We start from the raw sequence: 12,361 nt of genomic DNA on the forward strand, positions 1-12,361 counted from the left end.
CAGGGTTTTATAGGTGAATTTATTGCTTCACAAACTTCCGCACAAACTGCTGCTTGTAATCGCCGCTGCTGATGCTAAGCACGTATGCGCCTTTTGCCAACCTGCTTACATCAATCGTTCCATTCTGGTAGCCGGTCTCATTGCGGTAAACCAGCTGACCATTCAGGTTATGAACCATAATCACCAGCTTCCTTACTTCAAACATATTGCCGATGCGGAATTGCAGGCTGTTGGTGGTGATACCCGGCCATGAATACTGGATGAAATTCTTATCATTCCGCACCGGATCATCAACTCCCGTATTGGCGTTGGGAAGGAAATTGGCAGTTGGTATCTGCGTATAGTACATACCGTTACCATGGGTTCCCAGCAGGAGGGTATTGTCCTGTGGACGGTAAGCCAGTGAGTTCACCACTGCATAATTGAGGGTGGCACCGCCTTCGCGCTTCCAGTTAATGGGCTTGTTGGCATCAAGTGTATCCTTCACCCCAAATGAACTGTAAAGTCCAACCGAAGTTCCTACATAATAATCTGAATAGGCTTTGCCCGCAGCATCTTTCCTTGCTACAATGGCACAACTGCGTATAGAGGGCAGCGTTAGGTTGCCTTCTATCAGTTTCCAGGTAGGGGTAGCGCTCTTGGCATTATTGGTCCACCATATATTAAAGGCTGTTTGTTCTCCTCCTGATGTGGTCACCGTGTAATTTGAATATACCACCATTATCTCTTCATCATTATTCGGGTTCACTGCTATATCCGCTACATTCAGGAATGTATTCTGATCGGCGATCCATGTCTTGATCTGTGGTGGCGTAATATCCACCGGAGTGGCTGTGGCAGCGGCATTGCGTGGATCATTAAGCCTGAATACATTTCCCTTTGTTGTGCCAAAATACATGGCATGGGTTGAAATATAGGGCCCCCTGCTTAGCTCAATAGTGCGTATACTGATATCATCGCCTGATGGATTGGAAGGGTTCACCTGACTTGCTATGCCGGTAAGCTCCGTCCAGCCGCTACTGGAAGTTGCCGTTTGCGCATTCGTTGTCCTGAATACCCGGTTGAAATTCACATAGTAGAGGTCAGTGGGATTATCATTATCAATTCCGAAATAAGTAACGAAATCGCCAAATCCTCCTGCTTCATTGTCTGTGAGTCCATTCGGAGTTATTTCTATTGCATCATTGGGAACAGACCTTACCAATGTTCCCAATTGAGAGGTCACATAAAAAGTGAAATCACTTCCTGAATTCAGCTTAGCGATAGCAGTTGCGCCACCATCTCCAAAACTTAACCTGATCTGTTTATTATCATCATTCACCCTGATAAAACAACTGTTATCCTGCATGCCCCCAATAAAATGGAACTGGGTAGAATTATGCTGGATATTGGCGTGGTAGTATTGTGTTGTCTGGTAGTTATTGATGGTGTTCCAGGCAACGGGTTCGGTGGTACTATTGGTAGCCATTATATTATCGGTGAGGTGCAATCCCCCGTCAGTAGCACAAAGTGCCCGGTTTGCATTGGTTGGATCAAAAACAAGATTATGGATATCAGGGTGATTCTCGGGGTATATCACGATGGATGCACTGGAGGCACCAGTTCCCCAGTATTGGTAACCCCCGATCCAGCTGGTTGCCGTGGTACTGGTGAATCCGTTGGTAGAACGGTAAAGATTGGTTCCTCCAACAAATACAACATTTGGATTGTCAGGCTTCACCGCCACCAGCATATTATATCCTTCCTGTACCGAGATGGGGTCAATGCCATCCTGCTGGAGGTTAAAGTCGGGCATATTGGCAGAAAGATTAGCCACTGTATTGGCGCCAAAATCAAACTTGAAGAGATCGGCTTCGGGCTTGGCACTACTCCCTTCTCCCAAAAGTCCGTTCTCATAAAATGCATAGAGAATATTATTATTGGAAGGCGCCAGTGCAAGGATTATCCTCTTGGATACATCAGATATTGCGCCACCTGCCCCATAGGAGTTTCCTCTCCAGCCGGTGATTGAATCGGTACCGATGGTTTGTCCTCCGGCAAAGCGGGTCCAGCTTCCTGAATTACCCGTGGAGGAGGTCCATACCCCACGCCTGTCCTGGTCGGGTAATCCGCCATTAACGGAAAGATATAACCGCCCGGTGTTGGTGCAAACAATATCCATCTGGCCGTTATCTGCTGCTGAAGGCTGGCTGCCAATAAACACGGTGCTGAAAGAGGCACCCTCGTCGGTACTCCTGATCAGTCGCCTGTGCGCTGCAATATATACATGCCCGTTAGTGGGGTTCACCACGATCTCATGCACTATATCATAGGCATCATCAAATCGCTCGAGGTCGCCGTTGAATGTACTGCTCACACGGCTCCAGGTAAGTCCATTGTCTACTGATTTCAAAAGGCCATAACCCAGGTAAAATGCACCAATGGCAGAAGCGGAGTTGCCATAAGGCTCTCCACCGCCTGCATACCATATATTCTCTTTTCCCGGCCTTGGGTCCTGGGCAAGAGCAGTCACATTATGAATATTGTTAAGGGGTGTTACCAGGGTCCAGGTAGAACCGCCATCAGCAGAACGAAATATACCGCCACTCACCGCACCGGCAATGATCACGCGATTGCTGCCGGTTCCAAATCTTTTATCGAAAACCACAGCGCGGGTTCTTCCACCAATATTATTGGGTCCCGCCGCCGTATAACTATTATCCCCAAAAGGTGAGAGGAAGAGATTACCACCCCGCTCACGCAAAGGGATCCTGTATGCCTGCTGCAATTCACGGTCATGAATGCCTTTGGGGATCTTACCCGTTGCGCCATCACGGATCATTTCATATTCATAGCGAACACGCTGGTCGTGAAACATGGCCTTCACTTCTTTCGACTTTTTTTTCTTTTTACCAGCATTCACTTCCAGCGATAGGGAAGAGGACTGTGGAGCTTTATAGAGGAAATAACCAGCAAGGGCCAGACAAATCAGGGTAACAGGTAGTATCACCGAAGTTTTATTCATACGGAGCATATATTGTATAGAAACGATTGAGACGGGATACTGGTTGTCACAAATTAATAATTATTGCGTTAACCCGATTATCTTAAATCAGAATACAACAATCAGCAATTCCAGTATCTTTGCGCCTCTGATGAACCTCGAACATTTACTGGAGCAATATCTCAAAGATACCCGCCTTTTTCAACTGGCGGACAAGCTCACTTTGTCTCAACCCCAGCATTTAGTCCTTAAAAATCTTGCTGGCAGCTCCCCGGAGTTTTTAGTTACCGCAATTTTCAAACACCCGGTGAGCGCAAACCTCAACCATGTTATCGTATTGAGCGATGCAGAAGAAGCAGCCTATTTCCATAATACCCTCGAGAACCTCTCAGGCGCGCTCGACCTCTTCTATTTCCCATCCTCCTTCCGAAACAAGAAGAACTACCGCCTGCTCAACAGCAGCCATGTGATGCTTCGTACCGAAACCCTTACCCGGCTTAGCGGTGGCGGTAATAAAAAATTACTGGTCACCTATCCCGAAGCCCTGTTCGAAAGAATGGTTCCGCCCGAAACACTCAGCGGTAACATCATCCGGATAAAGGTCAACGATGTACTCGACACCGTTAAACTATACGAGCAATTAACCGATGCCGGATTTACCCGCACCGATTTTGTTTATGAACCCGGACAATTCGCCGTGCGTGGTGGTATTGTGGATATCTACTCCTTCGGCAACGAAAAGCCCTACCGTATTGAACTCTTTGGCAACGACGTGGATTCTATCCGCCTCTTTGACCCCGAAACACAGCTCAGTGAAAGAAAGCTGCTGCAGGTCAATATCATTCCCAACCTCCAGACCGAAATGCCCGAAAATGCAACGGTATCTCTCTTTGACTTCCTTCCTCCCAATACCGTTGTATGGATGAACGACTGGCAGTTCGTGAAAGAGCGTATCGAACAACAGGAAGAAGACCTGCATCTTTTCCTGGAACGAAATGAGGGCGTGGTTCACAAAGAAGAAGAAGAGGAAGATAAGCTGGTAAAAAAATCTGTGAGTGCTTCTGAATTTATCAGCGCGGCCCACCTTGAAGCCCAGCTAAAGCAGCACCATATCGTTGAACTGGAAGGTCATCATAGTTTCCCCGGGACTGCTAGTCACGAGATCAGTTTTCATACAAAGCCGCAGCCTTCCTTCAACAGGCAGTTTGAACTCCTGATCAAAGATTTCCAGCAATGGGAGAAGAAAGGTTTCAGTCTCTTCCTTTTTGCCGAGAACCCAAAGCAACTGGAAAGATTGCACAGCGTTTTTGAAGACCTGAAAGCCGAAATTCATTTTACGCCCATCCCACTGGCCATCCATGGTGGATTCATTGATGAAGATCTTAAACTGGTTTGTTATACCGACCACCAGATCTTCCAGCGTTATCATAAATACAAAGTCAAGCAGGCTTACAATAAAAACAAGGCGCTCACACTCCGCACCCTGCGTGAGTTACAGCCGGGTGATTTTGTTTCGCATATCGACCATGGTGTTGGTGTTTACAGTGGCCTGCAGAAACTTGATGTAAATGGCAAACTGCAGGAAGCCGTCCGCATTATTTATAAGGATAGCGATATCCTCTATGTGAATATCAACTCGCTGCATAAGATCAGCAAGTACACCGGTAAGGAAGGAACGGTTCCCAAAGTGAATAAACTGGGTAGTGATGCATGGGCTAAACTGAAAGAAAAAACCAAGACAAGGGTTAAGGAGATCGCCTTCGATCTTATTAAGTTATATGCGCAACGCAAGGCGCAGACCGGCTTTCAGCATGCACCCGATACCTACCTGCAAACCGAATTGGAGGCATCCTTTATTTATGAGGATACGCCCGACCAGAGTAAGGCTGCAGCCGATGTAAAGAAAGATATGGAATCACCATCGCCCATGGACCGACTGGTTTGTGGTGATGTAGGATTCGGTAAAACAGAGATCGCCATCAGGGCCGCCTTCAAATCAGTGGTAGATGGAAAACAGGCCGCCGTACTGGTTCCCACAACCATCCTAGCCTTCCAGCACTTCAAAACATTCTCCGACAGGTTGAAAGATTTCCCGGTAACGGTTGATTATATCAATCGCTTCAAAAGCAGCAAGGAGAAAAAGGAGACCATGAAGAAACTGGAGGAAGGCAAGATAGATATCATCATCGGTACCCATGGATTGTTGGGTAAAGAAGTGAAGTTTAAGGACCTCGGCATACTCATCATTGATGAAGAACAAAAGTTCGGTGTGGCGCATAAGGAGAAGATCAAAACACTGAGAACACATGTGGATTGTCTCACCCTAACTGCTACGCCTATCCCAAGAACACTTCAGTTCAGTTTGATGGGAGCGCGTGATCTCAGCATCATCAATACGCCGCCGCCAAACCGCCAGCCCATACAAACAGAGGTGCAGGTGTACAATGAAGATTTTATCCGTGATGCAATCTATTATGAAACCGAAAGGGGAGGACAGGTGTTCTTCATTCATAACAGGATCGCCGGACTGGCAGAGATGGCTGCCATCATTCAGAGTCATTGTCCGGATCTGAGTATTGGCTATGCACATGGACAAATGGAAGGGCATATTCTGGAAGAGCGCATCATGGATTTCATCGACAAAAAATATGATGTGCTGGTTTGTACCAATATTGTGGAGAGCGGTGTTGACATTGCCAACGTGAATACCATCATCGTTAATAATGCACACCAGTTCGGACTCAGTGATCTGCACCAGTTAAGAGGAAGGGTGGGAAGGAGTAACAAGAAAGCATTCTGTTACCTGCTGGCACCTCCCTTGAGTGTGCTGCCCTCCGATTCAAAGAAGAGATTACAAACCCTGGAGCAGCATAGTGAGCTGGGTAGCGGGTTCCAGATCGCGATGCGTGATCTTGATATCCGTGGTGCTGGTAATATGCTGGGAGGTGAACAGAGTGGTTTCATGGCAGAGATCGGCTTTGAAATGTACCAGAAAATATTGGATGAAGCCATCCGTGAACTGAAACGAACATCGTTCCGCGATCTGTTTAAAGAGGAGATAGCGAAGCAGGAAGATTATGTGCAGGACTGTACGATCGATACAGATCTGGAGATCATGATACCCGATGATTATGTGGAAAGTATCACCGAGCGATTATCATTATATACAAGGCTCGATAACTGTGAATCAGAAAAAGAGCTGCTCGATTTTCATACAGAAATGGCCGACAGGTTTGGTCCTATCCCGCCACAGGTGGAAGATCTTTTTGATGCGGTAAGGGTTCGCAGGCTGGCAGTGGATCTTGGATTCGAGAAACTATTGTTGCGTGATAATATCCTGAAATGCTTCTTCGTCAACAAGCATGATTCGCCTTATTTCGAATCGGCACTATTCCATGATATTTTATCTTACCTGCAAACAAATACCAATAAGGCGCGGTTGAAACAGACAGGTAAAAACTTCCTGCTGGTGGTGGATGAAATGAAGGGAATGAAAGTGATCCTTGAATTCCTGCAGCGCATGCATAAGCATGTACTTAAAGAAAAGGAGCAGGAAGAAATAGGAACTGAGCAGTTAAAACCTAACTAGCTTAACGAAGTTTTTTTTCCATCACATAATGCGGAATAGTTACTTCAGTGAATTCATCACCTATCACCTGGTAACCGAGATGTTCATAGAAACCGATAGCGGTTTTACGTGCGTGCATGGTAACTTTTTTAAAGCCCCTGTCGCGCGCAATATTTTCAGCGAAATTCATCATGGTGCGGCCGATGCCTTTACCCTGCAGATTATTCATTACGGCCATCTGCCTTAACCGCGCAACACCCGGCGCTTCTTTGATGAGCATACAGCAGGCAAGCATTTTTTCTTCTTCAAAGGCACCGATAAGGATCTCGTTCTTTTCCTTTTCCAGCTCTTCAGGAGTAAAGCCCAGGCCAAGGGGTTTACGCAATATATCAAGGCGTAACTGTACCATTTGCTTGTATTCCGGGGAGCCGTGGTCAATAATTTTCAGTGCCATTCGCCTAGTATTTGGTTGTTCGGGATGCCTAAATTACAAAAATCAGGCTGACATAGAACGCTTTCCGAATGTTTTACTTACAATTGTTAGCAGAACTGCCGGATATGGCTATATTCGGCTCAGGAATTAAAAAAAGCAGCAAAAATTGTTATTTACCCAAAAAGTATATTTTTGCAGCCGTAACTAAACTTTACTACAATGTCAGACATCGCAACAAGAGTTAAAAAGATCATTGTTGACAAATTAGGAGTAGACGAAGCTGAAGTAACCAACGAGGCTTCATTCACCAATGACCTGGGAGCTGACTCTCTGGATACAGTGGAACTGATCATGGAATTTGAAAAAGAATTCAATATCTCTATCCCGGATGAGCAGGCTGAGACCATTACCACTGTTGGACAGGCTGTTTCTTATTTAGAAGAGCACGCTAAGTAAACGGAACCCCCGTTACAGGCATATTTTTCAATCCGCCTTTCGAAAGCAATTTTGCCTAAGAAGGCGGATTTATCACGTTTAAAATCCGGCAATCTACATGGAACTTAAAAGAGTTGTAGTAACAGGTATGGGCGCACTTACCCCTGTGGGCAATACCGTCGATGAATATTGGAACGGACTTATTAATGGTGTGTCCGGTGCAGTACCGGTTACCTTATTTGATGCTGCCAAATTCAAGACGCGTTTCGCCTGCGAGGTTAAAGATTTCGACCCTACCCGCTATCTCGATAAAAAAGACTCCCGTAAGATCGACCGCTTTGCCCAGTTCGCCCTTGTGGTGTCTGATGAAGCGCTGGCCGACGCCGGACTCAATGCCGACAATATCAATCCCGATCGTGTTGGTGTTGTTTGGGGAAGTGGTATCGGTGGATTGATCACCTTCCAGAATGAGGTGATGGAATTTGCCAAAGGCGATGGAACCCCTCGTTTCAGTCCCTTCTTCATTCCCAAAATGATCCTTGATATTGCGGCGGGACATATCTCCATGCGCCACAACCTCCGCGGTCCCAACTTCGCCGTGGTAAGCGCCTGCGCCAGTTCTACCAATGCCATCATCGAAGCCGCCAACCTTATCAAACTCGGTAAGGCCGATATCATCGTGAGCGGTGGATCAGAAGCCGTTATCAGCGAAGCCGGCCTGGGTGGATTCAACGCCATGAAGGCCATGAGCGAGCGCAATGATGATCCGGCTACTGCCAGTCGCCCTTACGACAAAGACCGCGATGGTTTTGTAATGGGAGAAGCAGGTGGTGCCCTCATCCTCGAATCACTCGACCATGCCCTGGCACGTGGAGCAAGAATCATCTGCGAGATCGCCGGTGGTGGCGCCACTGCCGATGCACATCATATTACCGCTCCCCATCCTGAAGGACTGGGTGCCCGCAATGTAATGCTCGCGGCACTTGAAGATGCGGGTATGCAGCCATCCGATATCGATTATATCAATACCCATGGAACCTCCACCCCGCTGGGTGATGTTGCCGAAGTGAAAGCTATTCTCGATGTATTTGGAGAGCATGCCTATAACCTCAACATTTCTGCCACCAAATCCATGACCGGTCACTGCCTGGGAGCTGCCGGCGTCATAGAAGCAATCGCTGCTATCAAGGCGGTGGTGCATGATATGGTTCCGCCTACCATCAACCACTTTACAGATGACCCTGAACTGGATCCACGACTCAACTTCACCTTTAACCAGTCGCAACAAAGAACCGTGAGGGCTGCACTCAGCAATACCTTCGGCTTCGGCGGACATAATGCCTGTGTTATCGTGAAGAAATTTCAGGGATGATGTCAGATTTTGCGGCCAATCCCTTAACTTGACCAAGGTATAATCAACCAATCATCCTGTGGGTCTATTTGACAGTATTCTAAAAGGTTCCCCTGAAACCGTCGCATTCAAAAAGCAATTGAAGAATGTGCTGGGCTTTTCGCCCGGTAATACGGAGCTTTATAAAACAGCGCTCACCCACCGCTCTGTTAAAGATGGCGCTGCCGATAATAATGAGCGACTGGAATACCTGGGGGATGCCATCCTGAGTGGCATCGTCGCCGATTTCCTCTTTAAAAAATATCCCTACCGCGAGGAGGGCTTCCTCACCGAGATGCGCTCCAAGATGGTGAACCGCGTTACCCTCAATGATGTGGCCATCAAAATGGGTCTCAAGAAGATCGTCTACTTTAATAAGTTCGATAACTCGCTGAAGGTGAGCCAGATTTTCGGTAATACCCTGGAGGCCGTTGTGGGAGCGGTTTACCTTGATAAGGGCTTCAAGAAAACCCGCACCTGGGTGCTGGAAAGGATCATCCTGCCTTATATGTTCATGGACGACCTCGAGCTGCTGGAGATCAACCACAAGAACAAGCTCTATGGCTGGGCCAATAAAAATGGTAAGAACCTCGAGTTCGAAACCCTGGAAGAGAAATTTGAAGGGGGAAGACGACTCTTCACCGTTGGCGCCGTGGTGGATGGTGAGCTGATTGCCCAGGGTAAGGCCTACAATAAAAAGGATGCCAGCCAGGTGGCCGCGCAGGTGGCGGTAGATAAACTCGGGCTGGGGAAGATAGAGGGGGAGTTATAGTTTCCGCTCCTCGCAAAGTTCGATCAGCACGCCGTTGGTGCCCTTCGGGTGCAGGAAGCAAACCCTTTTATTATCAGCCCCCGGTTTGGGGACCGTATTCAGCAGCTCAAATCCTTCTGCCTGCAATCTTTTCATTTCCGCTTCAATATCGGCAACATCAAACGCGATATGGTGGATGCCCTCCCCCTTCCGCTCGATATATTTAGCTATAATCCCCTCCGGATCAGTGCTTTCCAGCAATTCCACCTTGTTTTCCCCCGTCGCGAAGAAAGCCGTCCGCACTCTCTCCGATTCAACCGTCTCCGTTTTGTAGCAGGAGCTGTTCAGCAATTTCTCAAACAACGGAATTGAATCCGCCAGGCTCTTCACCGCTATGCCGATATGTTCGATTTTAAGCATCCCCAAAGCTAGCGATTTTCGGTGTCTGACACATGTTAAGGGGATGTTCGAACATGTATTCGAACATCCCGCCCCGCACTCTAACTAAACGCTCCACTCATGTTTACGATTTCCGGAATTATGAAGAGGGCCCATTTTCTGCCGCTGGTTAATCTCAACCAATTGGGCTAATTTTGCGTTTTAGTTTAAATCGCAATTTTTAGTATGTTGAAACTTCCCATCTATCTTGACAATAATGCCACAACTCCTTGTGATCCACGTGTTGTAGAGGCCATGCTCCCTTATTTCACCGAGCATTTCGGAAATGCTGCCAGCAGAAATCACCCTTTCGGATGGGCAGCAGAAGAAGCGGTGGACTATGCCCGCGAGCAGGTAGCCAAACTGATCGGTTCTGACCCCAAGGAGATCATCTTCACCTCCGGCGCCACAGAAGGCGATAACCTCGCCATCAAAGGTGTTTTTGACATGTACGCCAGCAAAGGCAACCATATCATCACCTGCGTAACCGAGCATAAGGCGGTACTGGATACCTGCAAGCATATCGAGAAAATGGGAGGTGAAGTAACCTACCTCCCCGTGAACGGCGAAGGACTTATTGACATTGCTGAGCTGGAAGCAGCCATCAAGCCCAATACCATCCTGATCGCCATCATGTATGCCAATAATGAAACCGGCACCATCATGCCGGTGAGAGAGATCAGCGCTATTGCCCGCAAGCACGGGGTGCTGTTTTTTACCGATGCCACGCAGGCGGTTGGTAAGGTTCCCGTGAATGTTTTGCAGGATGGCATCGACCTCTGCACCTTCACCGCGCACAAGATGTATGGTCCGAAAGGCGTGGGCGCTCTTTATGTTCGCCGCAAGAACCCCCGCGTTAAAGTAACCGCCCAGATGGATGGTGGTGGTCATGAGCGCGGCATGCGTTCCGGCACCCTCAACGTTACAGGTATCGTGGGTTTCGGCAAGGCCTGTGAACTCGCAATGAACGAAATGGAATCAGAAGCTGTTCGCCTCAGCGCCCTCCGCGATAAACTCGAAACCGCCCTTCTCCAGCTGGAAGAAGCCTATGTGAACGGCAGCAAAGAACACCGTCTGCCGCATGTAGCCAATATCTCTTTCAAATATGTGGAGGGGGAGGGACTCATGATGGGCTTTAACAAGAATATTGCACTTTCCTCGGGCAGTGCCTGCACTTCAGCATCCCTGGAACCGTCTTATGTGCTGAAGGCACTTGGACTGGGTGATGACCTGGCACATTCTTCGCTTCGTTTTGGATTGGGACGTTTCACCACAGAAGAGCAGATCGATTATACTATCAAGCATGTTTCGGTGACGGTTTTAAAGCTCCGCGAAATGAGCCCGCTGTGGGAGATGTTTAAGGACGGGGTGGATATGGATAGTATAGAGTGGGCCCATCACTAGGTAAGATTTAAGAGGTAAGAGGTAAGAATTAAAACAACAAAATATATATGGCATATTCAGAGAAACTCATTGATCATTACCAGAATCCCAAGAATGTGGGAACATTGGATAAATCAAAGAAGACGGTTGGAACTGGTCTTGTTGGCGCACCGGAATGCGGTGATGTGATGCGGCTCCAGATCGAGGTGGATGATACAACGGGAATGATCACTGATGCGAAGTTCAAAACTTTCGGCTGCGGATCTGCTATCGCTTCTTCATCACTGGCAACAGAATGGCTGAAAGGCAAATCGGTAGACGACGCACTGAAGATCGATAATATGGCAATCGTTGAAGAACTGGCGCTACCCCCGGTAAAGATCCATTGCTCAGTGCTTGCAGAAGATGCCATCAAGGCCGCCATCAATGATTACCGCAAGAAGAATGGTTTGGAAGAGATTGTTTTTGAAGAGAAAGGTGTTCATTAATTATTGATGCGGCATAGTGGAAATGCTAGCGTCATAAAAATTGATTTAAAATGATTTACGTAAGCGATAAAGCCCGTGAAAAGGTTGCAAAGCTCTTGCAGGAAGCCCGTGTGGGCGATGAAGCAGAGTACTTCCTCCGTGTGAGTGTGGTAGGGGGCGGATGCTCCGGACTGAGCTACAAGCTCGACTTCGACAACGAGCCCAAGCCCATGGACCAGGTATTCGAGGACAATGGGATCAAGGTTGTTACCGATCTCAAGAGTTTCCTCTACCTGGTGAATACCACCCTCGATTTTTCCGATGGATTGAATGGTAAAGGATTTTACTTCAGCAATCCCAATGCGAGCCGCTCCTGCGCCTGCGGTGAAAGCTTTGCTGTGTAATCGGTTGAGGTGTCTGACATATGTTCACAACATGTTCGAACGCTCCACGAACATCTGTCAGACACCTAAACTCCCATCTTTCTCTCCCGCCTCGTGGCGGGATTTGTTT

Annotated in this window: 10 protein-coding genes; 7 read left to right on the plus strand and 3 right to left on the minus strand. The window is 47.7% G+C overall.

Going from position 1 to position 12,361, the window contains the following annotated elements; all coding sequences use genetic code 11:
- Positions 1 to 19: 19 nt before the first annotated feature.
- Complete coding sequence (locus tag HY58_RS17730) at positions 20 to 3,004, minus strand: T9SS type A sorting domain-containing protein (RefSeq protein ID WP_039135243.1); 2,985 nt, start codon at positions 3,002 to 3,004, stop codon at positions 20 to 22.
- 130 nt (positions 3,005 to 3,134) lie between these two features.
- On the opposite strand from HY58_RS17730, the gene mfd reads away from it, so the two are divergent.
- Positions 3,135 to 6,572 carry a transcription-repair coupling factor gene (gene mfd / locus HY58_RS17735; protein ID WP_039135247.1) on the plus strand — a complete coding sequence of 1,146 codons (3,438 nt, stop codon included), beginning with the start codon at positions 3,135 to 3,137 and terminating at the stop codon, positions 6,570 to 6,572.
- Position 6,573: 1 nt separating this feature from the next.
- On the opposite strand, the gene HY58_RS17740 is transcribed toward mfd, so the two are convergent.
- Positions 6,574 to 7,005: a GNAT family N-acetyltransferase gene (locus HY58_RS17740; RefSeq protein ID WP_039135250.1), complete on the minus strand. Its 432-nt coding sequence runs from the start codon at positions 7,003 to 7,005 to the stop codon at positions 6,574 to 6,576.
- Between the two features lie 198 nt (positions 7,006 to 7,203).
- Here HY58_RS17740 and HY58_RS17745 point away from each other — a divergent pair, with 198 nt between their 5' ends.
- From HY58_RS17745 to rnc, 3 genes are all read left to right on the plus strand, one after another.
- Positions 7,204 to 7,440, plus strand: coding sequence for an acyl carrier protein (locus HY58_RS17745; RefSeq protein ID WP_039135252.1), 237 nt, complete (start codon positions 7,204 to 7,206; stop codon positions 7,438 to 7,440).
- Positions 7,441 to 7,537: 97 nt separating this feature from the next.
- Positions 7,538 to 8,791, plus strand: coding sequence for a beta-ketoacyl-ACP synthase II (gene fabF, locus HY58_RS17750; RefSeq protein WP_039135254.1), 1,254 nt, complete (start codon positions 7,538 to 7,540; stop codon positions 8,789 to 8,791).
- A gap of 58 nt (positions 8,792 to 8,849) precedes the next feature.
- Complete coding sequence (rnc, locus tag HY58_RS17755; protein WP_052324268.1) at positions 8,850 to 9,581, plus strand: ribonuclease III; 732 nt, start codon at positions 8,850 to 8,852, stop codon at positions 9,579 to 9,581.
- Here the strand turns inward: rnc and mce are convergent.
- The gene (gene mce, locus HY58_RS17760; RefSeq protein WP_039135257.1) at positions 9,576 to 9,980 is read right to left on the minus strand and encodes a methylmalonyl-CoA epimerase; all 405 of its coding nucleotides are present in this window, start codon (positions 9,978 to 9,980) and stop codon (positions 9,576 to 9,578) included. The genes rnc and mce overlap by 6 nt on opposite strands.
- Positions 9,981 to 10,187: 207 nt before the next feature.
- Here mce and HY58_RS17765 point away from each other — a divergent pair, with 207 nt between their 5' ends.
- From HY58_RS17765 to HY58_RS17775, 3 genes are read left to right on the plus strand one after another with little or no spacing between them, the layout of a single operon-like run.
- Positions 10,188 to 11,402 carry an IscS subfamily cysteine desulfurase gene (locus tag HY58_RS17765; RefSeq protein ID WP_039135327.1) on the plus strand — a complete coding sequence of 405 codons (1,215 nt, stop codon included), beginning with the start codon at positions 10,188 to 10,190 and terminating at the stop codon, positions 11,400 to 11,402.
- 47 nt (positions 11,403 to 11,449) lie between these two features.
- Positions 11,450 to 11,869 carry a Fe-S cluster assembly scaffold IscU gene (iscU, locus tag HY58_RS17770; RefSeq protein WP_039135259.1) on the plus strand — a complete coding sequence of 140 codons (420 nt, stop codon included), beginning with the start codon at positions 11,450 to 11,452 and terminating at the stop codon, positions 11,867 to 11,869.
- A 50-nt stretch (positions 11,870 to 11,919) separates the two neighbouring features.
- Positions 11,920 to 12,252 (plus strand): iron-sulfur cluster assembly accessory protein, encoded by a 333-nt coding sequence (locus HY58_RS17775; protein ID WP_039135262.1) that lies wholly within the window; start codon positions 11,920 to 11,922, stop codon positions 12,250 to 12,252.
- Positions 12,253 to 12,361 lie beyond the last annotated feature (109 nt).

The organism is Flavihumibacter sp. ZG627 (assembly GCF_000814325.1).
Classification (GTDB): Bacteria; Bacteroidota; Bacteroidia; order Chitinophagales; family Chitinophagaceae; genus Flavihumibacter.

Bases quoted from the DNA above. Each gene is read 5' to 3' on its own strand.
- HY58_RS17730 (WP_039135243.1), bottom strand. From the start codon at position 3,004: ATGAATAAAACTTCGGTGATACTACCTGTTACCCTGATTTGTCTGGCC.
- mfd (WP_039135247.1), top strand. From the start codon at position 3,135: ATGAACCTCGAACATTTACTGGAGCAATATCTCAAAGATACCCGCCTT.
- HY58_RS17740 (WP_039135250.1), bottom strand. From the start codon at position 7,005: ATGGCACTGAAAATTATTGACCACGGCTCCCCGGAATACAAGCAAATG.
- HY58_RS17745 (WP_039135252.1), top strand. From the start codon at position 7,204: ATGTCAGACATCGCAACAAGAGTTAAAAAGATCATTGTTGACAAATTA.
- fabF (WP_039135254.1), top strand. From the start codon at position 7,538: ATGGAACTTAAAAGAGTTGTAGTAACAGGTATGGGCGCACTTACCCCT.
- mce (WP_039135257.1), bottom strand. From the start codon at position 9,980: ATGCTTAAAATCGAACATATCGGCATAGCGGTGAAGAGCCTGGCGGAT.
- iscU (WP_039135259.1), top strand. From the start codon at position 11,450: ATGGCATATTCAGAGAAACTCATTGATCATTACCAGAATCCCAAGAAT.
- HY58_RS17775 (WP_039135262.1), top strand. From the start codon at position 11,920: ATGATTTACGTAAGCGATAAAGCCCGTGAAAAGGTTGCAAAGCTCTTG.